This is a genomic window from Rhizobium leguminosarum, from assembly GCF_002953715.1.
Classification (GTDB): domain Bacteria; phylum Pseudomonadota; class Alphaproteobacteria; order Rhizobiales; family Rhizobiaceae; genus Rhizobium; species Rhizobium leguminosarum_V.
Window position 1 is genome coordinate 119,422 of sequence record NZ_CP025012.1, and the last position, 23,879, is coordinate 143,300.

Here is a 23,879-nt window from a genome sequence, read left to right on the forward strand (position 1 = left end):
GTTAGGGTGAGGGGCAACCCAATCCTGATGGACCCCCCTTCAATACTTACTTCGCAAGCTTCGCCAGCGCCGCAACCAGGCCCTGCGTCGACGAATCATGCGATGCCGCACTTTCCTTGCCTTCGACGACAGGCAGCAGGCCCGTCGCCAGTTCCTTGCCGAGCTCGACGCCCCACTGGTCGAAGGAGTTGATGCGGAAGAGCACGCCTTCGACGAAGACGCGATGTTCGTAGAGCGCGATCAGGCGGCCGAGCGCATAAGGCGTCAGCTTGTCGTAGACGAAAGTGATCGACGGCCGGTTGCCGTTAAAGACGCGGTGCGGCGCGATGAAATCGGCCTTCTTGTCGTCCATGCCCTTGTCGGTCAGCTGCTTCTTGGCTTCTGCGAAGGTGCGTCCCTTCATCAGCGCTTCCGACTGGGCAAGCACGTTGGAGATCAGCAGCTGGTGCTGGTGGCGCAGCTCCGGCTCGAAGGCGTTGGCGGCGATCATGAATTCGGCCGGGATGATGCTCGTGCCCTGATGGATGAGCTGGTAGAAGGCGTGCTGGCCGTTGGTGCCGGGCTCGCCCCAGACGACCGGGCCGGAATTACCCTCGACCGGCGTGCCGTCGATGGTGACGCCCTTGCCGTTCGATTCCATGTCGAGCTGCTGCAGATAGGCCGGGAAGCGCGACAGGCGCTGGTCGTAGGGCAGGATGGCGCGGGTGGGGTAGCCCAGCACATTGCGATGGTAGAAGCCGATCAGACCCAGCAGTATCGGCAGGTTCTCGGTAATCGGCGCCTTACGGAAATGATTGTCGACGGCATGGGCGCCGTCGAGGAATTTGCCGAAATTCTCCGGCCCGACGGCGATCATCAGCGGCAGGCCGATCGCCGACCAGATCGAGTAACGGCCACCGACCCAGTCCCAGAAGCCGAAGACGCGGGCGCTGTCGATGCCGAAGGCGGCGACCTTGTCGAGCGCCGTCGAGACGGCGGCGAAGTGGTGCTGCACGGCCGCTTCGCCGAGCGCCTTGGCGATGAAATTGCGCGCCGTCTGCGCATTGGTCATCGTCTCGACGGTGGTGAAGGTCTTCGAGGCGACGATGAACAGCGTCGTTTCCGGCTGCACCAGCTTCAGGATGTCAGCGATATGGGCGCCGTCGATATTGGAGACGAAATGGGCGCGCGGGCCGTCATGAAAGGGTGCCAGCGCCAGCGTTGCCATCACCGGGCCGAGATCCGAGCCGCCGATGCCGATATTGACGACATCGGTGATCGCCTTGCCGGTTGCACCCTTCAGCGTGCCGGAGCGGACGTCGTCGGCAAACTTGCCCATGGCGGCAAGCACCGCATTGACGTCGGGCATGACGTCCTTGCCGTCGACCAGAACCGGCGTGTTGGAGCGGTTGCGCAGCGCGGTGTGCAGAACGGCGCGGTCCTCGGTGAAATTGATCGCCTTGCCGGAAAACATTTCCTCGCGCTTCTTCTCGACGCCGCCGTCTTCGGCGAGCTTCACCAGGAGCTTGAGGATGTCGTCATTCACCGCCGTCTTGGAAAAATCCATCAACAGGTCGTCAAGCGAGACGGAAAAGCGCGAAAAGCGCTGCGAATCGGCGGCGAAGGCGGCACGGATATCGGTTGCCTTGGTGGCATCAGCGGTGCTTTTCAGCTGTTCGACGATGGCGTTCATGGGAGGCTCCTTTGGAGGCGGAAAGGTTGCGGAAACTATTCGCTTTATCACTCGCAAATCAAGTTCAGCCGCCTGCCGAAATAGAAAAAAGCCACCCGCGGCAAGCGGATGGCCCTTAGAGCCTTTCCTGGTCAGCTTCAATCTGACCAGGAAAGGCTCGATTTCATCAGATCGTCAAATTCAGCCGCGCAGGTCCTTGCGCAGGATCTTACCAACAGGCGACTTCGGCAGCTCGGTGCGGAACTCGATGAAGCGCGGCCGCTTGTAGTTGGTGAGGTTGGCGATGCAGTGGGCTTTTACCTCGGCTTCCGTCAGGTTCGGATCCTTCCTGACGACGAAGAGTTTTACCGCCTCGCCAGAATGTCCGTCCGGCACGCCGATGGCTGCGGCCTCGAGGATGCCGGCATGCATAGCGGCGACTTCCTCGATCTCGTTCGGATAGACGTTGAAGCCGGAGACGAGGATCATGTCCTTCTTGCGGTCGACGATCTTGGTGTAGCCGCGGTCGTCCATGAAGCCCATGTCGCCCGAGCGGAAGTAGCCGTCATCGGTCATCACCCGCGCCGTCTCCTCCGGCTTCTGCCAGTAGCCGGCCATCACCTGCGGTCCGCGGATGCAGATCTCGCCGACGTCGCCGAGCGGCAGCGAATTGCCTGCCTCGTCGCGGATGTCGAGTTCGGTGGAGGGAAGCGGCAGGCCGATCGTGCCGGTGAACTCAGCCGAATCGAAGCGGTTGGCGGTGGCAACGGGCGATGTCTCGGAAAGGCCGTAGCCTTCCGTCACTGCCGTGCCTGTTATCTTCAGCCAGCGGTCGGCGACCGGGCGCTGCACAGCCATGCCGCCGCCGAGCGACATGATCAGCGAGGAGAAGTCGAGCTTGGCGAAATCGGCATTGTTCATCAGCGCATTGAACAGCGTGTTGAGGCCGGGGAAGATATGGACTTTCGACTTGTCGAATTCTTTGACGAGGCCGGGAATGTCGCGCGGATTGGCGATCAGGATATTGTGGGCGCCGAGCGACATGCCCATCAGCGAATTCACCGTCAGCGCGAAGATGTGGTAGAGCGGCAGGGCGCAGAGGAAGTTCAGCACCTCCGGCTCTTTCTTGCGCTCGAAGGCCGATCGAAGCCAGAGCGACAGCTGCACCTTGTTGGCGAGCAGGTTCTGATGCGTCAGCATCGCGCCCTTGGCAACGCCCGTCGTGCCGCCGGTATATTGCAGGAAGGCGATGTCGCTGCCCGTCAGCGTGACCGGCTGGAGCTTTTTTCCCGCACCTTCGCGAAGCACCTGGCCGAAGCTCTTGTGCTGAGGGATCGACCAGGAGGGAACGAGCTTCTTCACCTTGCGCACGACGAAATTGACGATCAGCCCCTTCGGCCCCAGCATTTCCCCGAGCGAGGTGACGACGACATGGCGAAGGTCGGTCTTGTTAAGCACCTGCTCCACCGTGCGGGCGAAATTCTCCAGCACGAAGATCGCCTTGGCGCCGGAATCCTTCAACTGGTGTTCGAGTTCGCGCGGCGTATAGAGCGGGTTGACGTTCACCACCACGAGGCCGGCGCGCAGGATGGCATAGGTGGCAATCGGGTTCTGCAGCACGTTCGGCATCATCACGGCGACGCGGTCGCCCTTCTGAAGGCCGGTGCTCTGCAGCCAGGCGGCGACCTTGCGCGTCTGGCTCTCCAGTTCGCGATAGCGCATCCCCTTGCCCATGCTGGAAAAGGCGGTCCGGTCGGCGTAACGGTCGCAGGATTTTTCCAGCAGTTCGGCAAGCGAGGCATATTCCAGCGGCGGAATCTCTGCCGGAACGATATCGGGATAGGCGGCAAGCCAGGGCTTGTCCGGCCTGGCGCCGTTTGGATGGACGGAAATGCTGTTCATCTGTCTCTCTCCCCTGCGGCCGCCGCGCCGATATCATTCGGCAGATAACCGGAAAGATCCTCCATCTTCCAGTCCGGCAGCTTATGCGATTGCCTGAATGGTTCAAGCCGAATGACGCTATACTAACCTTGACGTAAACGTCAATATTCCGCCGATACACGATCATGGAAAGATGGGGAACTTTGAGTCCGCCATGACGTTGATCTTGCATACTCACCATGAGGAAACACCAAAAGGAGGTGCACAATGTTGAACCAGGATACTGACGCCACCCGCCGCGACCCGAATGCCAAGGTCACGCACTCGCTGATCGCCAGCGACCGCGTCGAAGGCACCCGTGTCTATGGGGCCGATGGCAGGCATATCGGCTCGATCGAACGCCTGATCATCGGAAAGCTCGACGGCCGTGTTGCCTATGCCGTGCTGAGCTTCGGTGGCTTCCTGGGCATCGGTCACGACCACTATCCGCTTCCCTGGGAAAAGCTGAACTACGACACCCAGCTGGATGGCTATCGCATCGACCTGACCAAGGAGCAGATCGAAGGCGCCCCGAGCTATTCGGACGATGACGACACCTGGTACAACGACAATGGCCGCCGGGTCTATGATTACTACGGCGTGCCGCCCTACTGGATGTAACGTCGTCCGATAGGCCGAGCTGGAAGGGCCCCGCGGATGCGGGGCCTTTTTAGTGTTTGGCGACAAATGTCGTGGCTCGGCAGCCCCTCATCCGGCTGCCGCCACCTCTGCCTGGGTCGAGCCACGTGACTCGACCCGTCCTTCGGACCCCCGTAAACGGGGCGAAGGGACCATGTCGCAAGCTCTCCGTTCCCCGGCACCTCTCGCAGGGCACGTCCCCTCTCCCCGTTTTTACGGGGACAGGGTTAGGATGAGGGCAGCCCATTAGCGCGAACCGACAACAAGATCGTTGGCCGAGCGCAGCACGGTGCCGACGACAATGTCGTCTGCCACGATCGCCTTTGCCGTCTTGACCGCAAAGACATGGCTCTCGCCCGGCAGCAGCGTCACCAGCATCGAATCGACAACGGCATCCGGATCCAGCCGATCGGCCATCAGGCAAAGATCCTTGAGGAAGTTTTGCGCCGTCACCTTGACCTGATACCCGCCGTCGATCCCGACGACATCGACCGTCAGCCGCGGCGCCGGCAAGGCAAGCTCGATATCCTCGACGAAATAGTGGAAGGCGCGCCGGTCGAGCATCTGCACGACGATGAACTCGTCCTTCGGTAAGTCGGGGGTGACGATATCCTCCGGAAGCGGAAATTCCTTTGCCTCGAAGCGGTCGCAGAGCAGGCGCCAGAATTCGAATTCGGCAAGCACGGTGCCGTCAAGCTTCAGGCGTTTGCCGCTGATTTTCGCCCGCCAGAACAGCGTCCGTTCATTAACGGCCACCGCAGCAAGCCCGCCGCCGCGCGGCTGGATCGTCAGCAAGCGCGGATCATAGGCTGCCTTCAGCGCATACCAGAGGAGTTTGCGGCGTCCGGCCGAATCGAGGGCTGCCCATGAGGTCACCGGCCAGCAATCATTGAACTGCCAGACCACCGCACCCTTGCAGATATTCCGATGCGAGCGCATGTGCTCGACGCCGAAGCGGATGGCGCGCGCCTGGTTGAGCTGGGTGGCGAAGTGCCAATCATCCATCGTCCGTGGCTCCGGCAGATGGCCGGACAGGCCGCGGATCAGCTTGTCATTGCCCTCAGTTGCCTTCTGATGGTGGAAGACGCCGTTCGATTGCGGCGTCAGCGGCGCGTCGTGCACGCTTTCTTCGATCGTCGCCCAGGCAGCCGGCGCCTGCCAGCCGAATTCAGAGCAGAAGCGGGGGATATAGTTGCGATAGACCTCGTAACCGACATCGTTCCACACGTCCCAGATATGTTTGCAGCCATGTCCGTCGGCATTCGGTTCGATCTCCATCGAGCCGGAATAGGGGCTGCCGGGATAATAGGGGCGGTCCGGATCAACTTCGGCGCAGAGTTTCGGCAGCAGGTCGAGATAGTAGCCGAGGCCCCAGCTTTCGCCGGCCTTGATGATCGGCCGCCAGCCCCATTCGTCGAAGCCCCAGATGTTCTCGTTATTGCCGTTCCAGAGCACCAGCGAGGCATGCGGCATCAGCCGCACGACATTGTCGCGCACCTCCGCCTCGACCTCGCTTCTGAGCGGCTCCTCCTCCGGATAGGCGGCGCAGGCAAAGAGGAAATCCTGCCAGACCAGCATGCCGGCGCGGTCGCAGGTCTCATAGAATTCGTCGGTCTCGAAAATGCCGCCGCCCCAGACGCGCAGCATGTGGATATTGGCGGCCTTTGCCTCCTCGATCCGCGCGGCGTAGCGCTCGGCCGTCACCCGCGGGGGGAAACAATCGTCCGGAATCCAGTTCGCCCCGCAGATGAAGAGCGGTACGTCGTTGATGACGAAGGTGAAGGCCGAGCCATGCTCGTCGGCGGAGGTATCGAGCCGTAGCGAGCGGAACCCGAGTTCGCGCTGATAGCTGTCGAGCAGATCGTCGCTGGCCTCGTCGACCAACCTGAGCGTCAGCGGATAGAGCGGCTGTGCGCCGAGATGGTGCGGCCACCAGAGCTGCGGCGAGGGGAGGGCAAGCTCGAACGAAACCGCGTCTTCGTCAGGCCCAATCGCGACCGTTGTGGTCACGCCGCCGATTTCGGCAACGAGCCTCAACGGCGCCTTATCGCTATGCCGCGCCAACCTGGCATGCACTTTTACCAGCCCGTCGCCGCCGGCAAGTGTCGCCGACACCCGCGTTTCGGCAAGCCGCGCCCGATCCCAGCTTTCCAGCCGGACGGGCTTCCAGACGCCCGCCGTCACCAGCGTCGGCCCCCAGTCCCAGCCGAAATTGCAGGCCATCTTGCGCATCAGATTGCCCGGTCCCGGATAGTTGTTGGGACGGTAGCCGTAGTGCTTTTCCATCTCCGCGCCATAGGCGTAAGCCGAGCGGAAGGTGACGGTGAGTTCGTTCTGGCCAGTCTTCAGCAATCCGGAAACATCGAAACGATAGGTACGGTGCATGTTGAAGGTGCGGCCGATCTCTTCCCCGTTGAGGGATATCACCGCTATCGTATCGAGCCCGTCAAAGACGAGCTCCTGCACCCTGCCATCGTCAGGCATAGCCTCGAACGTGCAGCGATAGCTCCAGTCGGTTTTGCCGATCCAGTCACTGCTGATCTCGTTGACGTCGATATAGGGATCGGGGATCAGCCGGTTGGCGAGAAGGTCGAGATGCACGCAGCCCGGCACCGTTGCGGGGATTGCGGCAGGCAGGCCGGGCCTTGCTGTATCGTTACAGGAGAGCGTCCAGCCGGAATTGAGCTCGGTCTTCTCGATCATAGGCGGGCTCCTGGTTCATGCCGCTCGAAGCTGTGGGATTATCGGGAGATTGGATGTGTGCCGCCGCAATCCGGCTCGGCACGAATGCGTCAGAGAAACCGGCCGTGGCGCTGCAGCACCTCGATCTTGTAGCCATCGGGATCGCTGATGAAGAAGAACAGGCCGAAGAGCTTGCCGTCGCGGTTGAGCTCTACCAGTTCACCCGGATTGAGCCCGAGCTTCGACAGCCGCTCTCGCTCGACCGCCACCTCCTCGACCGAGACGGCAAGATGGCCATAGGCATTGCCGAGGTCATAGGGTGCGGTCCGGCCCTTGTTGACGGTCAATTCCAGCTCGAAGCTGGTCTCGGCATTGCTCATATAGATCAGCGTGAAGGTTTCGAAATCGACGCGGTCGGCGACCGAAAGGCCGAAGGCCCTCTCGTAGAATTCGACGGAGCGCGCCTCATCGAGAACGCGGATCATGGAGTGGATCATCTTCGCCAAGTCTGCCTCCCAATGTGCCGATCACTGAGATCTTGGTACCCGTCCTCTTACGCCGGGCGCAAGCCGATTCTTCGCGTAATCGCTCCTTCGATCAAGCCCATGGCGTCATAGATCAGCACCGCCATCAGGCCGACGATCAGGCCGCCCTGCAGGATGAAGGCGGTATTGTCGGAGATCAGCCCGGCGATGATGACTTCGCCGAGGCCCTTGGCCGCAACCGTCGAGCCGATCGTCGCCGTGCCGATATTGATCACAGTCGCAACCTTCAGCCCTTCGAGGATCAGCGGCAGGGCAAGCGGAAGCTCGACCCGCAGCAGCCGCTGCGTGCCGTTCATGCCCATGCCGTCGGCGGCATCGAGAACCTGCGGCGAAACCTGCTTCAAGCCGGCAACGGTGTTTTCGAAGATCGGCAGCAGGCCGTAGAGAAAGAGCGCGATCAGCGTCGGCATGGCGCCGAAACCGGTGGCGGGAACCGCGAGCGCCAGCACCGCGACCGGCGGAAAAGTCTGCCCCGCATTGGCGATGGCGCGCGACAGCGGCAGGAAGTCAGCCCCACTTTCCCGCGTCACGAAGATGCCGCCGACAACGGCGAGCACGGCGCTGCAGACAATCGATCCGATCACCAGCTGCAGATGCCCGACAGCCAGCGAGGCAAGGCTGTTCTGCGTATAGACGGCAGGCGCATTGTTGCTGGTCAGCGGCACCAGCAGGAAGGAGAGCCACTCCGTCCTGAACAGCAGGATCAGGAGCAGGGCGAGCGCCGCCAGGCGGAAGAGATTGGCGACGAGGAGCTTCATGCCTTGCGGCCCAGTTCGAGAAGCCGGGTCATCGAGATCGAGCCCACAGGCGCCTTTTCACCATCCTGCACGGCCGCTTCATCAACCCCCTGCCAGATCATCTCGGCCAGTGCATCACGCAGGCTGAGCGACTGCGGCAGGGCATAGGCGAGACCGGTCTTGGCCGGCTCCATGCTCTCCTTCAGCGGCAGCAGCGACATCAGTTTCAAGGCCCGGTCGGACGTCCCGGTCAATTGCTGGACGAAGGGATCGGCGGGTTCGGTGAGGATTTTTTCCGGCGTCGAGCATTGCAGCAACCTGCCCTGGCTCATCACCGCGATCTGGTTGCCGAGATGGAAGGCCTCGTCCATGTCGTGGGTGACGAGAATAACCGTCGTACCGAACTGTTTCTGGATCGCCAGCAGGTCGTCCTGCGCCTTGCCGCGGATGACGGGATCGAGCGCGCCGAAGGGTTCGTCCATCAACAGCAGTTCCGGCTCGGCCGCCAGCGCCCGGGCGACGCCGACGCGCTGCTGTTGGCCGCCGGAGAGCTGGTGCGGATATTTGTCGGCAAAGGTTGCCGGATCGAGATTGAAGAGCCCGAGCAGTTCTTCGACGCGTTTGGCGATGCGGGCGGAATCCCAATCGAGAAGCTGCGGCACGGTGGCGATATTCTGCGCCACGGTCCGGTGCGGAAACAGGCCGTGTCCCTGGATGGCATAGCCGATCTTGCGGCGAAGCTCCGTCACTGGAACGTCCATCACATTCTGTCCGCCGACGAAGATTTCGCCTTCGGTGATCGGCACCAGCCGGTTGATCATCCGCATCAGCGTCGATTTGCCCGAGCCCGACGTGCCGACGATGACGGTGATCTCACCCTTCTCGACGCTCATCGAGACGTTGTCGACGACGGTGGCCGTGCCGTAGCGCTTGGTGACGTTCCTGATCTCGATCATGGTCATGCGGCGGATCCCCGGATGCTGTCGATGACCGCATCGAGGATGACGGCCGATGAGAAGGCGAAGAAGACGGTCGGCACGGCGCCGAGCAGGACGAGGTCCATGGCCGTCTGGCCGAGCCCCTGGAAGATGAAAATGCCGAAGCCGCCGCCGCCGATCAGCGCGGCGATCGTCACCATGCCGATCGCCTGCACCAGCACGATGCGGATGCCGGTGAGGATGACGGGAAAGGCGAGCGGCATGTCGATGCCGGTCAGGATCTGTAAGCGCGTCAGCCCCATGCCGGCCGCAGCATCGCGCACCGAAGGGTCGACGCCCTGCAGGCCGACGACGGTGTTGGCGACGATCGGCAGCAGCGAATAGAGCACCAGCGCAATCAAGGCAGGCGCCGTGCCGATGCCGCGGATGCCGATCGCGGCGGCGAGCGGCACATGGGTGGCGAGATAGCCGAGCGGTAGCATCAACAGACCGAAGAGTGCCAGACTAGGGATCGTCTGGATGAGGCTCAGCCCCTGCAGCACGATGGCGCGCAGTTTCGGCACCCAGAAGCAGAGGATGCCGAGCGGCAGGCCGAGAACAATGGCGATGGCAAGCGAGCCGAACGCCAGCAGCAGATGCGAGATCGCTTCGGTCTCGAACTGCGGAGCCCGCGTCGAGAATTCCTTCATGATCGAGAGGCTGTCGAGCAGGCCGGAGGAGAGCGAGATGAAGAGCAGCGCCGTATAGGCTGCAAGGGCTGCGACCCGCATCCACGGCGCCAGCCGGATCTTCACCAGCGCATCTGATATCACGAGGCCGATCACCGCAAACAGCATCCAGAAGCCGCCGCCCGGCGTCATGCGCGCCACCGTGCTGCCGGGGGGCGTTGCCGCCGTCGAGACGAGGCCGATCGCAACGATCAGCGCCGCAAGGCAGAGTGTGGCGATGATAAGCCGCGCTATCGCATTGGTGAGGAACAGCGTGGCGAAGGCGGTGAGAAGGAGAAGGGCGGTCAGGATGATGACGGAAGGCTGGGGAAGAAGCTGCAACAGCAGCATCGGCTTGCCGGCGGCGATGCGGTTCGCCTTCACGTAGATGAAGGGCATCAGTGCTGTCGCCGCGATGCCGCCGGCCACCAGAACCACGCCGAGCCGGTCCAGCCTGCGGACCGCTAAGGTTTCTTCCATCAAATCAACCCTGTCTGGCCAACATCAGCCCATCCCTATCAGCCCAACCCTGTCAGCCCAATCCTGTCAGCGAAGGGGGCTCCGCCCGAAATCGGGCGGAGCGATCGATGACTACTTCAGGAAGCCTTTTTCCTTGAGATAGGCTTCGGCGACGGATTTTGCCGGCTCGCCGTCGACCTGGATCTTGGCGTTGAGCTTGCGCAACTCGTCGGCGGTCAGGCTCTTGAAGATCGGCGAGAGCACTTCCTCGATCTTCGGATTGGCCTTCAACACCTCTTCGCGGATGATCGGCGTCGGGGCATAGACCTGCTGGACATTCTTGTCGTCTTCGAGAACGGTGAGTTCAGCCGCTTCGATGGCGCCGTCGGTGCCGTAGACCATGGCGGTGTTGACGCCGTTCGTCTGGTCGGCCGCCGCCTTGATCGTCGCCGCCGTGTCGCCGCCGGAGAGAACGACCATCTGGTCGGGCTTCAGCTGGAAACCGTAGGTCGTCTGGAAGGCCGGAAGTGCGCCGGCCGAATTGACGAATTCGGCGGAGGCGGCAAGCTTGGCGGCACCGCCGCCGGCAACCCATTTGCCGAAGTCCGTGAGGCTCTTCAGCTTGTTCGGACCGGCGACATCGCTGCGCACGGCGAGCGCCCAGGTGTTGTTGGCAGGCGACGGCGTCAGCCAGACGATCTTGTTGGCGTCGTAATCGAGCTTCTTCGCCAGCTCATAGCCTTGGTCGATATTCTTCCAGGCGGCGTCATCGGCCTTGTTGAAGAAGAACCCGGCATTGCCGGTATATTCGGGATAGATGTCGATTTCGCCGGCGGTGATCGCCTTGCGCACGACCGGTGTTGCGCCAAGCGCGATGCGGTCCTGTGTCTTGATGCCGTTCGCTTCGAGAGCGAGCGCAATGACGTTGCCGAGCAGCGTGCCTTCCGTGTCGATCTTCGACGAGACGACGACGTCGGCGGCATGGGCCGCACCCACCGCGAAGGCGGAGAGCGAAACGGCAAGTGCGAGTTTCTTCAGCATGGAATATCCCCTTGTTAAACACCGTTGACCTACAGCGCCGCACGTCTTTCAGACGTGCAAGGACGCTGTAGCACTTTGAATTGCTGCATAATTTATCCTGAAATCGGTTCCGATTTCAGGAATTATGCAGTTGCCCAAACCCCTGGCGGGAGGCCTGCGCATAGGAAATCTGCCGGCGAAGGCGACCAAGTCGCCATCATGCCGGAATTGCGTGCGTCATGGAAATAGCGTTCATGCCCGAAAAATCGATGCAAGCCCCCTCCAGTATTTGCAGTCGCGCCACGATTATGGCGGCGAATGCACCTCCGCGCGCGGAAACGCATTCCCTTTTCCAAGGCCGGCGCGATTTGTTTTTGTCCCCTTGCGTGTTTCCACGATATTCCCAGGCTCTGTTGCGGATTCCCGCCGCCCGGATTTTTCTATGATCGAACGATAGCCCGCCTCTCCGGAGGCAGGGATATCTTTTTTCCTGAACACATCATATCGTCCGGTTTTTCCAGCGCTTTCCGGAGGCGGCCGTTTGCATCTTGGTGCCCTGTTCATCGCAAGCCATGTCCTGACCTCCGGTTCGGTCCGCGAGACCGCGCGGCGCTTCCAGCTGTCGCCCTCCACCGTCTCGACGGCAATTCATAATCTCGAGACCGAACTGGCGATGACGCTGACGGAACGCGCCTCCGGCGAGCTCGCGACGCTGATTGCGAGCGGCAGGGTGCTGGAAGGCCTGGAGCCGATCATGGCTGCGATCGCTGAGCTCGGCCAATGGGCCGGTCATGACGGCGCCGCCGCCGGGATCGACGAGGCCTGGGCATCCCGCATTCCCGTCAAGATCGTCACGATGGAGCGTTTTCTCGAAGTCGCCGACCAGGGCAGCATCAACCGGGCCGCTCGCCGCCTTCGCCTCGGTCAGCCGCAGCTTTCGCTTCAGCTTGCCAATCTTGAGAAATTTTTAGGCCATCGCCTGTTCGAGCGGCAGGCGCAGGGCTCGGTGCTGACGGAGGAGGGCAGGCGCGCCTACCAGATCTTCATGGCGATCAGCCAGGCGTGGAACGATCTGAAATCGTCGGCCGACGAGCGTTATCGGCGCACCGCCCGGTCGCTGCGCATCGGCTCGATCATCCCGACCGGCTCGGAAAGCTGGGTGGCGCGCTGCCTGGGCACGCTGGTTTCGGAATGGAATGCACGCCGCAACAACAATGCGATCTCGCTGGTCTCGATGACCGCCGACGATCTGCGCGAAGCGCTGAAGAGCGGCCGCATCGATGTCGCGATCCTGGATTCGGTCTTCGGGCTGGAAAATTTCCGCCATCGCGAATTGCTGCAGACCGACATGGTGGTGATCGCGCCGCCTGATAGCACCGAGACCAGCGTCGCCGATCTCGTCGCCGGCCACCCGATCTGCATGCCGAGCCCGCGCACCGGCCTCGGCCATGCGGCCATGGCCTTCAGCTATGAGCGCGCGCCCAACCGGCGCCTGCGCAGCCAGGATATCACCGCGGCGGATTCTCTGCCCGTGATCGTCGACCTCGTCGCCAATCACGGTTACGTCTCCTTCCTCGGCCGGGTCAGCGCCATGCCGATCGCCGACAAGGTGCGCATCGTCGATCTCGACGAGCATCTGCCGATGTCCTATCACGTCGCCTTCAACCATCGAAAAGCCGCCGCCGATGCCTGCACTGTCATCATCGATGTGGCGGCGAGAATTACGTCGGAAACCGTCGCGCGCACCATAAGGCCGACGGACGCCCGACCCAGGGAGACTGCAGCGTGACAATCTTGCTTGAAGTGTGCGTGGACAGCGCCGAAGGCCTTGCCGCCGCGGTTGAGGGTGGCGCTGGCCGCATCGAGCTCTGCTCGGCGCTGGAACTCGGCGGCCTGACGCCGCTGCCGAGCCTGATGAAGATCGCCGCCCGAGCGCCCATTCCGGTCTACGCGATGATCCGTCCCCATGCCGGCCCTTTCATCTTCGACGGGGCCGACGAGGAAGCGATGATGATCGATATCGATGCCGTGCGCGCCGCTGGCCTTGCCGGTGTCGTCATCGGCGCCAACCGGCCGGATGGTACGCTCGACATGCCGTTGATCCACCGTTTGAAGGCGCATGCGGCAGGCCTCGGCTCGACCCTGCATCGCGCTTTCGATCTGGTGCCGGATGCCGATCAGGCGCTGGAGCAGGCGGTCGAGCTCGGCTGCGAACGCATCTTGACCTCCGGCTGTGCCCTGAAGGCCGCCGAAGGCCTCGACACGCTGAAGCGCATTTCGGCAAAGGCGGCCGGCCGCATCGCGATCATGCCCGGCAGCGGCATCCGCCCGGCAAATGTCGGCGAGATATTGAAGGCGACCGGCGCCCGCGAGGTCCACGGTTCCTGCAGTTCACCGGTCGAAAGCGCCGATCCGCGCGCGGTCGCCTTCGGCTTCGAGGCGAAAAGCACGAACAAGACCGATGTCGCCGTCGTCAGGCAGATGCGCAGGGCGATCGAGGCGGTTGCAGGATAACGGAGCCTGCGTTTGTCGATTGCACCCCTCAACCTCCGTCATGCTCGGGCTTGACCCGAGCATCCACGACCAAGCACTCTGCCTGCATGGCGGGATATGTTTACATCGTGACCAACCAGAAAAACGGCACGCTCTATATCGGCGTGACATCCGATCTGGAGCGTCGCATCTATGAGCACCGCGAGGGGCTGACGCCGGGATTTGCATGGAAATACGGCTGCACCCGCCTCGTCTGGTACGACGAACATTGGGATATCGGTAGCGCGATCCAGCGCGAGAAATCGTTGAAGCGCTGGTACCGGCAATGGAAGATCGATCTTGTCGAGGCCATGAATCCCGAATGGAACGATCTCTATCTTACGCTGTGGTGAGGTCGGGCTGCGCGGATGCCATCGCCTTTCTCGCAACGCTCGCCGCATGGATCCTCGGCTCAAGGCCGAGGATGACGGAGTGTGGGGGAACCTACGCAGCAAGTACCGCGAACATGACAAAATAGGGGCCTAACGCTGTACGACTTTTCCGGCGCGGCCTAACCACCAATACTGATCACCGCCTTGATCAACCCATTCTTCTCATGCGCCCAGCGCGCGAGATCGCGCGGCGCATCGGCAAGCGTCGTGCGGTGGGTGATGAGTTTGTCCACCGGCACCAGCCCTTTGGCGATCGAATCCGCGACATGCTCGAAATCGACGCGGGTGGCGTTGCGGCTGCCGATCACCATCATTTCGCGCTTGTGGAATTCCGGATCGGAGAAGCGGATATCGTCCTTGACGACACTGACCAGCACCAGCGCGCCGCCATGGGCGACGAAGGAGAAGGCCTTTTCCATCGAAGGGCCGTACCCCGTCGCATCGAAGACCACGTCGAAACCGTCGCCGTTGGTCTTTTCCCGGACGGCCTCCGCTGCCGCCTCGTTGGCAACGATGCCGGAGGTGAAGCCGAAACGCTCCGACGCCATCTGCAACCGCTCGGTGCTGGTATCGAGCAGCGTCACCTCATGGCCTGCGATGCGCGAGAAGATCGCTGCCCCGAGCCCGATCGGCCCGGCGCCGATGACAAGCGCCCGCGCACCGGGGCCGGTCATCGAACGGCGCACCGCATGCGCGCCGATCGCCAGGAACTCGGTCGTCGCCGCCGCTTCGAGGCTTACACCTTTGGCGGCATAGAGGTTCTCGGCCGGAACCGAAATTTCCTCGCAGAAGGCGCCGTCGGTATGGACGCCGAGCACCTTGATATTGGTGCAGCAATTCGGCTTGCCCTGACGGCAGGCGATACATTGCCCGCAGGAGAGATAGGGATTGACGATGACAGGCGTGCCGACTGCGATAGTCACACCATCGCCCGCTTCCAGCACCGTCGCGGAGATCTCGTGCCCCATCACGCGGGGATATTCGAGAAAGGGATGTTTGCCCTCGAAGATGTGGTAATCGGTGCCGCAGATGCCGACATGGCTGACGGCAAGACGCACCCAGCCGGCGGCGGGAGCCGCTGGCGAAGGACGCTCGACGATATCGAGCACGCCGGGCTCCCGGCAAAGAACTGCTTTCATGACGGGTCTCACATTCTTCGGAAGGAGGAAGCCGGTTTGTCTGGCCGGCTCGCGCCGATGTGGCGCCGTATCGAAAACATCTGCCCCTCACCCTAACCCTCTTCCCGTAAAAAACGGGGAGAGGGGACGTGCCAAACGGGATGCTGGCGAGGGAAGGAGAGGTTTGCGGCATATCCCCTTCTTCCCGTCAAAACGGGGAGAAGGTGCCGGCAGGCGGATGAGGGGCAGGCGGCGATCTCCTGCTCGCCTCTCAATTGCTTCGGCGGCGGCGCAGCTGGTCGAAGAACACGATCACGATGATCAGCAGACCGGTGATGATGCGCTGCCAGAAGGAGTTGACGTTCAGAAGGTTCGCGCCGTTGTTGATGGTGGCGAGAATGAAGGCGCCGATCAGTGGGCCATGCACCGAGCCGACCGCGCCGAACAGGCTGGTGCCGCCGATGACGGAGGAAGCGATCGCCTGCAATTCCCAGCCGTCGGCCTGCGTCGCATTGCCGATGGCGATGCGCGAGGCAAGCAGCACGCCGACGAAGGCGGCGAAGGAGGCGGACAGGATATAGGCGAGGTAGATCATGCCCTTGACGTTGACGCCGGAAAGGCGCGCCGCCTCGGCGTTCGAACCGACCGCGAAGAGATAGCGGCCCCAACGGCTCAGATGCAGGAAGATGAAGGAGGGGACCGCCACCAGGATGACCATCCAGAACAGGCTCGGAATACTGAGCAGATCGGCGCGGGCGAAATTGCTGAAACCCTCATTGGTGATGTTGATCGTCGAACCGTTGGTAATCAGCAGGCCGATGCCGCGCAGCGATGTCAGGGTTGCCAGCGTGATGATGAACGGCGGCAGGCCCATATGCACGATGCCGAAGCCATGGAAGGCGCCGATCGCCACACCCATGAGCAGCGTCAGCGCGATCGCACCCCAGACCGGCACGCCCGCCTGCAGCAGCCAGGCGATGATCACGGTGCAGAAGCCGACGATGGCGCCGACCGAAAGGTCGATGCCGGCGGTGATGATGACGAAGGTCTGGCCGAGTGCCAGGATCGCCGTCATCGCACCCTGCCGCAGCAGGTTGGAGATATTGAGCGGCGTCCAGAAGCTCGGGGTGACGACGCCAAGCACGATCCAGAGGAAGATCAGCAGGCCGATCAGCGTCAGGCCGAACAGGATGTTCATTTTCCGGCGCGGCGGCGGCGCGACGATTTCGGTGGGGGTGGCAGTCATGAATTTTCTCCCTCTTATTCTTTTGGCTCAGACGCCGATCGCTTCGCTGAGCACTTCTTCATGCGTCGCCGCGTGGTAATCATGGCTCGCGACGATTTTGCCGGCGCGGAAGACGTGCAGCCGGTCGGCCAGTTCGTAGACCTCGGGCAGGTAGGAGGAGATCAGGATGATGCCCGCGCCGTCCTTCAGAAGCTTGGCGAACAGCCGGTAGATTTCCGCCTTGGTGCCGACGTCGACGCCGACGGTCGGCTCGTCGAAGATGAAAAGCCGGGCGCCATGGCTCAGCCACTTGCCGATGACGATCTTCTGCTGGTTGCCGCCCGACATGCTAGAGGCCGGAACGCGCCGGCTCGGCGTCTTGATGCTGAGATTGCGGATCTGCTGGTCGGCATTGGCCGATTCGCGCGTGTGGTTGATCACCGGCCCGTGGCTCAGCCGCCCGAACACCGGCAGGTTGATGTTGAGGCCGATCGGCAGGTTGAGGCAAAGCCCCTGGTCGCGCCGGCTTTCCGGCGCCAGCGCAATGCCGAGCTCCATCGCGGTGCGTTCGTTGCGGATGTCGACAGGCTTGCCCATCCATTGGACATCGCCTGATGTCGTCGGCTGGCGTCCGTAGAGCCCGAGCGCGAATTCGCTGCGCCCGGCGCCGATCAGGCCGTAGAGCCCGACGATCTGTCCAGCCTTGACGCTGAGTGACACATCTTCGAAGCCCGGACCGGAGAGGCCGTTGACCGTGAGGATCGTCTCGCCGATCGCAATCTCTTCCTTGTGGTAGATCTGTTCGATCGAGCGGTTGATCATCAGCGCGATCAGCTCGGCATCGTTGGTCTCGCCGATCAGGCGTGTGCCGACATGCGTGCCGTCGCGCAGCACCGAGACACGGTCGGCAAGCTCGAACACTTCCTCCATGCGGTGGCTGATATAGACGATGGTGACGCCTTCGCCCTGAAGCCGGCGGATCAGCTTGAAGAGCTGCGCCGATTCCTGGCGCGTCAGATAGGCCGTGGGTTCATCGAAGATCAGGAACTGCGTGCCGCGCATCGCCGCGCGCGCCGTTGCCACCAGCTGCTGCTGGCCGATCGTCAGCGAGCTCAACAGCGCACCGGCCGGCAGGCCGAAGCCGAGATCGTCGAGCACGGCCTGCGCCATCTTCTCCATCTGCTTCTTGCGCATCAGGCCGAAGCGGTTGACCTCGTCGCCGAGGAAGAGATTGGCGGCGACCGTCAGGTGCCGGCAGAGCACGACTTCCTGGTGGACGGCGTTGATGCCGCGGGCGATCGCCTCGTTCGGCGTCGCCAGCCCCACCGGCTGGCCGCACCACAGCACTTCGCCGGCGGTGCGGGTGATGACGCCGGTCAGCAATTTGATGAGGGTGGATTTGCCGGCGCCGTTTTCACCGACGATGGCGTGGATTTCGCCGGCGAGAAAGGTCAGCGTCGCTGGCTTCAGCGCCTGCACATGACCGTAATTCTTCTGCAGGCCCTTGAGTTCGAGGATAGGCGATCCGGCGGGAATTCGATTGGCTTCTTTCAGCGTCGCACTGTCATCATGGCGATGACTGACCTCTTCCAGTCCGATCATGGGACCTCTCCTCCTTGTGTCGCGTCTGCTCTCCATCCCCCGCAAAACATAGCACGGATGGAAAAAGCCGCGCCGGTTTTTGAAGCCGGCGCGGCCTGTCTGTCGTTATTACTTGATCTTCGGGTTCAGCAGCGCGTCGATCTTCGGATCGGCCATATTCGCCTTGGTGACGAGGTTTGCACCGGTGTCGACATTCTCTTCGACCTTCTCGCCCTTGGAGACGGCAAGCGCGGTCTTCACGCCGTCATAACCCATGCGGTAGGGGTCCTGAACGACGAGGCCGGCAATCGCACCATCCTTGAGGAAGCCGACAGTCTTGTCGTCGCTGTCAAAGCCGATGACCTTGATCTTCTCGCCGAGCTTGTTTTCGGCAATCGCCTGGCCAACGCCCTGCGCCATGATCAGGTTCGAGGCGAAGATGCCGACGAGGTTCGGATTTGCCGTGATCAGGTCGGTCATCATGTTGAGGCCAGTTGTAGCCTGGCCGTCGCCATACTTGTCGGCAATGACCTTCAGGCCGGGATACTTGGTCTTCACCTGATCCAGGAAGCCTTCGCGGCGCTGTTCCAGCGAGCCGACGCCCGGAAGGTTGGTGAGGATGACGACTTCGCCCTCTTCCTTGCCGGTGGCGCCCTTGATAGCGGCAGCCAGACCGTCAGCGGCGATGCGGCCGCCCTGAACGTTGTCGGTTGTCAGGAACGACTTGAACGCCTTGGAGTCGGCACCTGAGTCGATGCCGATGATCGGAACCGACTTGGCTGCTTCATCGATCGGCTTGCCGAGCGCCTTGAATTCGGTCGGCGAAATGACGACAGCGGCCGGCTTGCCGGCAACGGCGTTCTCCAGAATGCTGATCTGGCCGTTGACGTCGGATTCGGCCTGTGCGCCGAGTTCCGGCACGTTGACGCCGAGATCCTTGCCGGCCTTGCGGGCGCCGGCCAGAACGATCTGCCAGTAGAAGGACGTCGTGTCCTTGACGATGATCGGGATCGTCACGTCGGCGGCAAACGACGTTGCCGGCATCGCCGAGGCGATGACTGCGGCACCTGCAAGCGCGGTAAAGGCGCGGCGGGACAGAAGGGATTTCACGATACTCATAAGGGTTCTCCTCTCAGGGTGCGTTCTCCTCCAAATAAATCGGCCGCTGAACGCAGGCGGACGATTTTTATCGATAAAAAACATTTGCCGGGTGAAGCTAGCCGAGGCGCAATCAAATTGCAAGAGCGCCAAACCGGCTTTTTTTCTTTGGCAAACTCCTGCCAAGCAACTGATTTTATTTCAATACCACGATACCCTAAAATAGGGATCAGGCCATGTCGACCTCGTGCGGATGGACGACGCCCTTTTTCAAAATCAGGTTGCCGTACAGCCGGAATTCCGTCGTCGCGACGATGTAGGTGGCCTTGCGGGCCATCGCATAAAACGCAAAACGCTCCACCGGCACGATGCGGAAATCGCCGGCGTGCTTGGCAACGATCTGCTGGAACTCGGTGCAGACCTCGGGCATGGCATCGGGATCGCCAACCACCTCCATCCGCCACGCCGCTTCCGGCACGAAAGTGTCGAGCGGCATATGGGTCAGGATGGCCTCGGCCATGTCAGTGGCGCTGACGCCGTCGGCGCGAATGACCGGCGGACCCATCGAGCCCGAGGGAAAATTGGCGTCTGATATGACGATATCGTCGCCATGCCCCATGGTCTTCAGCGCATGAAGCAGGTCGGGGCCGAGTAGCGGATGAATACCCTTGAGCATAGTCTCTCCTCAGACTCGGACGGCTTCGGCGCCGAGCGGCGGCGCGACCAGCGTATAGGGTTCGATTTCGGCATAGATGTCGTCGGCAAGCCGCGGCTCGACGATCTCCATGTTGCGCGTTAGGCTCGACGGCTTGGCCGTGCCGATCAGCACCGATGCGACGATCGCCTCGCGCAGCGGAAACTGCAGGGCGGGCGCTGCCAGCGGCACGCCGTGGCTTTTGGCAATCGCCTCCATGGCGCCGACCTTGGCAAGCACATCGTCATCAGCCGGCATATAGTCGAAATGCGAACCCGGCACCGGGCCGGTGGCGAGGATGCCGGAATTGAAGACGCCGCCGACGACGAGCGACGTGCCCTTCTGCCGGCAGAGCGGCAGCAGTTCGGCGACGGCCGAGCGGTCGAGCAGCGTGTAGCGGCCGGCAAGCAGGATGCAGTCGAGATCGGAATGGCGCATGACGTCGAGGCAAACGGGCACTTCGTTGACGCCGAGGCCGAAGGCGGAGATCGCGCCGGACGACTTGAGTTCCTCCAGCGCCTTCACGCCGGAATCGAGAAACTGCTTCTGGTGGACCGCGTTTTTCGCCGCCCCGTGTGTGTAGACGCCGAGATCGTGCACATAGAGAATATCGATGCGGTTGAGGCCGAGGCGCGCATAGCTGAACTCGACCGAGCGCATGATGCCGTCATAGGAATAGTCGTAATCGGCGTCGAAGGAGAGCGGGTCGACATAGCTGTAATCCGGCACGGTGCCGGTCGGCACCGGCCGAAGCAGCCTGCCGACCTTGGTGGACAGCACGTAACTGCCATCCGGCTGGTCGCGCAGGAAATCGCCGACCCGCCGCTCGGCAAGGCCGAGCCCGTACCAGGGCGCCACGTCGAAATAGCGGATGCCGCTGTCCCAGGCCGCCCGCAGCGTGTCCATCGCCTGCTCGCGCGGGCAGGCGCGGTAGAGACCGCCGAGAGCGGCGGCACCGAAACTGATTTCGGTCACCTCCAGCTTGGTCTTGCCGATCCGTCTCGTCTTCATCATTCCTCCTCGCGAAGAAGCTGAAATTCGCTATCTGGAGCAATCCCAGGAAAAGTGTGAAGCGGTTTTCCCAGGGATTGCGCAAAACAAAAGGTCAGAGCGTCGCACCCAGATGCCAAGGCACGAATTCATTGTCGCCGTAGCCGAAGAGCTCGCTCTTGGTCTTCTTGCCCGAGGCCGTATCGACGATGAGGTCGAAGATCTCGCGGCCCTTGCCGCTGATCGTCGCGTCACCCGTGGCGATCGTGCCGCAATCGATGTCCATGTCCTCTTCCATCGAGGCATAGAGCGCCGAATTGCTGGAAAGCTTCAGCGACGGCGCCGGCCGGCAGCCGAAGCAGCTGCCGCGGCCTGTGGTAAAGGCGATCATGTTTGCCCCACCGGCCACCTGGCCGGTCGCCGAGACCGGGTCGTAGCCGGGCGTGTCCATGAAGACGAGGCCGGGGGCCGTGACCCGCTCGGCATAACCATAGACTGCCGTCAGCGGCGAGCGCCCACCCTTGGCAACCGCGCCGAGCGACTTTTCAAGGATGGTCGTCAGCCCGCCGCGCTTGTTGCCGGGCGACGGGTTGTTGTCGAGCGAGGCGCCGTGCAGAGCGACGTAATCTTCCCACCAGGCAATCTTGTCGTCGAGCTTTTTTGCCACCTCGTCGCTGACGGCACGGCTGCGTAGCAGATGTTCGGCACCGTAGATTTCCGAAGTCTCCGACAGGATCGCCGTACCGCCGGCCGCCGCCAGCAGGTCGGCCGCGACACCCAGCGCCGGATTGGCGGTGATGCCGGAAAAGCCGTCGGAGCCGCCGCATTGCAGGCCGATGATGATCTCCCCGATCGACATCGGCACGCGCTTTTCCTTGCCGACATCGGCGGCGATCTCGCGCAGCATGCCCATGGCGCGCTCGACTGCGCGGCGCGAGCCGCCGGCATCCTGGATGTTGAAATGCCGCTTCGAGGCGCCGGCGCCGCTCTGGCCGTACAGCGTCAGCTGGTTGACCTCGCAGCCGAGGCCGATCATCAGCACGCCGCCGAAATTCACATGCCTTGTATAGCCGGCCAGCGTCCGGTGCAGCACGTTCATGCCGTCGCCGGTCGAGCTCATGCCGCAGCCCTGGTCGTGCACGATCGGCACGAAACCGTCGATGCCCTCATAATGCGGCAGGATCGTCCGGTTCGCCTCGTCGGCGATTGCCCGGCAGACCGTGGTGGAACAGTTCACGCTGGCGATGATGCCGATATAGTTGCGTGTCGCGGCCCGCCCGTCGGCGCGGCGATAGCCCATGAAGGTGCGCGCCTTGTCATCGGTGGTCGCCGCTTCCGGCGCCGAATTGGCGGTCGCCGCCAGCCGGTCGTTTTCGAAATGCAGGTTGTGGCTGTGCACATGGTCGCCGGCCTTGACCTCGGCCGTCGTGCGGCCGATCGCCTGTCCGTATTTCACCACGGGTGAGCCGAGCGGAATATCCGCTATCGCCACCTTGTGGCCAGGGTCGATCTTCTCACGGGTCTGAATGCCGGCAACCGTCGAACCCGGCGCGATTGCCGCCGTTGCGACCGCGACATTGTCGCCGGCCGAAAGGATGATCCAAGGCAGTTTGTCCAATTTATTCTCCCTGGGAAACGCTCGCTGCATCGGCGAAAGCGCATTGATTTTGTTTTTTATCTACAATAAACATTTTCAAGTCAACGGGAATATTGATCCTGTGGACGAGGGAGGCAATGAGCCGCAGGCGACCGGAATCAAGCTAAAGGTCGTTTGAACAAGCCCCGGTCCGCTCCGTCCTGCTTTGAAGCGGGACGACGGTCACGAGGGCGGAAAGCGGGGTTTGGTGGCAAGGCAGAATACGGTCTTCAAGGAAGCCTACAACAGGTATGCCGTAGCCCTGCGCACGGATACCGCATTGCCGTCGGAACCGGAGATCGCCGCCCAGCTCGGCGTCAGCCGCTCGACAGCGCGCGCCATCCTGACGCGGCTCAGCGAAGAAGGCATCATCCGCTGGAACAAGCGCCAGAAGATCGTGCTGCGCCAACCCACAGACCATGACCTCTTTCCCTCCGAAGAAACCGACTCCCTGCATGATATCATCGAGCGCAGCTTCATGCAGCGCATCCTTGCCGATGATGCCGCACCCGGCATGCAGATCAACGAACTGGAGCTTGCCCGCGAGATCGGCACCGGCACGACCAGCGTGCGCGAATTCCTGATCCGCTTCTCCCGCTTCGGCCTCATCGAGAAACGACCGAACAGCCACTGGACACTCAAAGGCTTCACCCGCGAATTCGCCCTCGAACTTGCCGATGTGCGCGAGATGTTCGAGCTGCATTCCGCCGCCGAATTCGGCCGGCTTCCCAGGGACAGTCAGGGCTGGGTCGATCTTGCGGCCATCCGCGACGAACATCACGCCATGCTTGCCGACATCAACCAGCGCTTCAAGGATTTCTCCGTCCTCGACGAACGCTTCCACTTGCTGATCCACCGCGCCTCGAAGAACCGCTTCATCGCCGATTTCTACGATGCGATCGCCATCGTCTTCCACTATCACTACCAGTGGAACAAGACCGCCGCCCGCCAGCGCAACGAGCGCGCCATCCACGAACATCTGGATTATATCGCAGCGCTGGAATCCGGCGATCAGGCCGCGATCGAAACCGCCTGCCGCGCGCATCTGCACTCCGCCCGCCAGACCCTTCTGCAATCCCTGCCGCAGATCGCCACCGAAACCACCTGAGGTGGGGCGGGGCATCTCGGCCAAGAGATCGCCGATGCCAGCCCCTCATCCGCCTGCCGGCACCGTCCTTCGGACCCCCGTAAACGGGGCGAAGGGCTATGCCGCGACCTCTCGGTTCCCCCAGCCTCTCGCAGGGCACGTCCCCTCGCCCCGCGAGCGGGAGAGGGTTAGGGTGAGGGGCAGCTATCCGCGTAAATCGGACAGCCG

At 62.4% G+C, this 23,879-nt stretch carries 20 protein-coding genes; 5 read left to right on the forward strand and 15 right to left on the reverse strand.

Annotated elements, in window-relative coordinates; translation table 11 throughout:
* Positions 1-46: 46 nt before the first annotated feature.
* Together pgi and CUJ84_RS00685 are read right to left on the reverse strand one after the other, a co-directional pair.
* A complete protein-coding gene (pgi, locus tag CUJ84_RS00680; RefSeq protein WP_105004810.1) occupies positions 47-1,672 on the reverse strand; it encodes a glucose-6-phosphate isomerase in 1,626 nt (541 codons plus the stop codon).
* Positions 1,673-1,852: 180 nt separating this feature from the next.
* A complete protein-coding gene (locus CUJ84_RS00685; RefSeq protein WP_105004811.1) occupies positions 1,853-3,553 on the reverse strand; it encodes a long-chain fatty acid--CoA ligase in 1,701 nt (566 codons plus the stop codon).
* Positions 3,554-3,799: 246 nt separating this feature from the next.
* Between CUJ84_RS00685 and CUJ84_RS00690 the strand changes: the two genes are divergently transcribed.
* Complete coding sequence (locus tag CUJ84_RS00690; RefSeq protein WP_012755878.1) at positions 3,800-4,192, forward strand: PRC-barrel domain-containing protein; 393 nt, start codon at positions 3,800-3,802, stop codon at positions 4,190-4,192.
* A 264-nt stretch (positions 4,193-4,456) separates the two neighbouring features.
* Here CUJ84_RS00690 and CUJ84_RS00695 read toward each other — a convergent pair whose 3' ends face one another.
* The 6 genes from CUJ84_RS00695 to osmF form a co-directional block, all read right to left on the reverse strand.
* A complete protein-coding gene (locus CUJ84_RS00695; protein WP_105004812.1) occupies positions 4,457-6,913 on the reverse strand; it encodes a glycoside hydrolase family 2 protein in 2,457 nt (818 codons plus the stop codon).
* 89 nt (positions 6,914-7,002) lie between these two features.
* Positions 7,003-7,398 carry a VOC family protein gene (locus tag CUJ84_RS00700; protein WP_105004813.1) on the reverse strand — a complete coding sequence of 132 codons (396 nt, stop codon included), beginning with the start codon at positions 7,396-7,398 and terminating at the stop codon, positions 7,003-7,005.
* 47 nt (positions 7,399-7,445) lie between these two features.
* The gene (locus CUJ84_RS00705; RefSeq protein ID WP_105004814.1) at positions 7,446-8,195 is read right to left on the reverse strand and encodes an ABC transporter permease; all 750 of its coding nucleotides are present in this window, start codon (positions 8,193-8,195) and stop codon (positions 7,446-7,448) included.
* Complete coding sequence (locus CUJ84_RS00710) at positions 8,192-9,136, reverse strand: ABC transporter ATP-binding protein (protein ID WP_105004815.1); 945 nt, start codon at positions 9,134-9,136, stop codon at positions 8,192-8,194. The genes CUJ84_RS00705 and CUJ84_RS00710 overlap by 4 nt, the downstream gene beginning before the upstream one ends.
* Positions 9,133-10,299, reverse strand: coding sequence for an ABC transporter permease (locus CUJ84_RS00715; RefSeq protein WP_105004816.1), 1,167 nt, complete (start codon positions 10,297-10,299; stop codon positions 9,133-9,135). Before CUJ84_RS00715 ends, CUJ84_RS00710 begins: the two co-directional genes overlap by 4 nt.
* Positions 10,300-10,410: 111 nt before the next feature.
* Positions 10,411-11,319: a glycine betaine ABC transporter substrate-binding protein OsmF gene (osmF, locus tag CUJ84_RS00720; protein ID WP_003545119.1), complete on the reverse strand. Its 909-nt coding sequence runs from the start codon at positions 11,317-11,319 to the stop codon at positions 10,411-10,413.
* A gap of 520 nt (positions 11,320-11,839) precedes the next feature.
* On the opposite strand from osmF, the gene CUJ84_RS00730 reads away from it, so the two are divergent.
* The 3 genes from CUJ84_RS00730 (at position 11,840) to CUJ84_RS00740 (ending at position 14,183) form a co-directional block, all read left to right on the forward strand.
* On the forward strand, positions 11,840-13,087 hold the full coding sequence (locus CUJ84_RS00730) for a LysR family transcriptional regulator (RefSeq protein WP_105004818.1): 1,248 nt from the start codon (positions 11,840-11,842) through the stop codon (positions 13,085-13,087).
* Positions 13,084-13,812 (forward strand): copper homeostasis protein CutC, encoded by a 729-nt coding sequence (locus tag CUJ84_RS00735; RefSeq protein WP_105004819.1) that lies wholly within the window; start codon positions 13,084-13,086, stop codon positions 13,810-13,812. The genes CUJ84_RS00730 and CUJ84_RS00735 overlap by 4 nt, the downstream gene beginning before the upstream one ends.
* An 86-nt stretch (positions 13,813-13,898) precedes the next feature.
* Positions 13,899-14,183, forward strand: coding sequence for a GIY-YIG nuclease family protein (locus CUJ84_RS00740; protein WP_105004820.1), 285 nt, complete (start codon positions 13,899-13,901; stop codon positions 14,181-14,183).
* Positions 14,184-14,341: 158 nt separating this feature from the next.
* Here the strand turns inward: CUJ84_RS00740 and CUJ84_RS00745 are convergent, their stop codons facing one another.
* The 7 genes from CUJ84_RS00745 to CUJ84_RS00775 all read right to left on the reverse strand — a co-directional run bounded on the left by CUJ84_RS00745 (position 14,342) and on the right by CUJ84_RS00775 (position 22,546).
* The gene (locus CUJ84_RS00745) at positions 14,342-15,361 is read right to left on the reverse strand and encodes a zinc-binding alcohol dehydrogenase family protein (protein WP_105004821.1); all 1,020 of its coding nucleotides are present in this window, start codon (positions 15,359-15,361) and stop codon (positions 14,342-14,344) included.
* A gap of 250 nt (positions 15,362-15,611) precedes the next feature.
* Positions 15,612-16,586: an ABC transporter permease gene (locus CUJ84_RS00750; protein ID WP_003545129.1), complete on the reverse strand. Its 975-nt coding sequence runs from the start codon at positions 16,584-16,586 to the stop codon at positions 15,612-15,614.
* Positions 16,587-16,613: 27 nt separating this feature from the next.
* Positions 16,614-18,167 carry a sugar ABC transporter ATP-binding protein gene (locus CUJ84_RS00755; protein ID WP_105004822.1) on the reverse strand — a complete coding sequence of 518 codons (1,554 nt, stop codon included), beginning with the start codon at positions 18,165-18,167 and terminating at the stop codon, positions 16,614-16,616.
* A gap of 108 nt (positions 18,168-18,275) precedes the next feature.
* The gene (locus CUJ84_RS00760) at positions 18,276-19,265 is read right to left on the reverse strand and encodes an ABC transporter substrate-binding protein (protein WP_105004823.1); all 990 of its coding nucleotides are present in this window, start codon (positions 19,263-19,265) and stop codon (positions 18,276-18,278) included.
* Between the two features lie 208 nt (positions 19,266-19,473).
* Positions 19,474-19,920, reverse strand: a complete 447-nt coding sequence (locus CUJ84_RS00765) for an RbsD/FucU family protein (RefSeq protein ID WP_025393015.1) — start codon at positions 19,918-19,920, stop codon at positions 19,474-19,476.
* Positions 19,921-19,929: 9 nt separating this feature from the next.
* The gene (locus CUJ84_RS00770; RefSeq protein ID WP_105004824.1) at positions 19,930-20,949 is read right to left on the reverse strand and encodes an aldo/keto reductase; all 1,020 of its coding nucleotides are present in this window, start codon (positions 20,947-20,949) and stop codon (positions 19,930-19,932) included.
* Between the two features lie 94 nt (positions 20,950-21,043).
* On the reverse strand, positions 21,044-22,546 hold the full coding sequence (locus CUJ84_RS00775) for a UxaA family hydrolase (RefSeq protein WP_105004825.1): 1,503 nt from the start codon (positions 22,544-22,546) through the stop codon (positions 21,044-21,046).
* A 226-nt stretch (positions 22,547-22,772) separates the two neighbouring features.
* Here CUJ84_RS00775 and CUJ84_RS00780 point away from each other — a divergent pair, with 226 nt between their 5' ends.
* Positions 22,773-23,672, forward strand: a complete 900-nt coding sequence (locus CUJ84_RS00780) for a GntR family transcriptional regulator (protein ID WP_105008054.1) — start codon at positions 22,773-22,775, stop codon at positions 23,670-23,672.
* Positions 23,673-23,879: the final 207 nt, after the last annotated feature.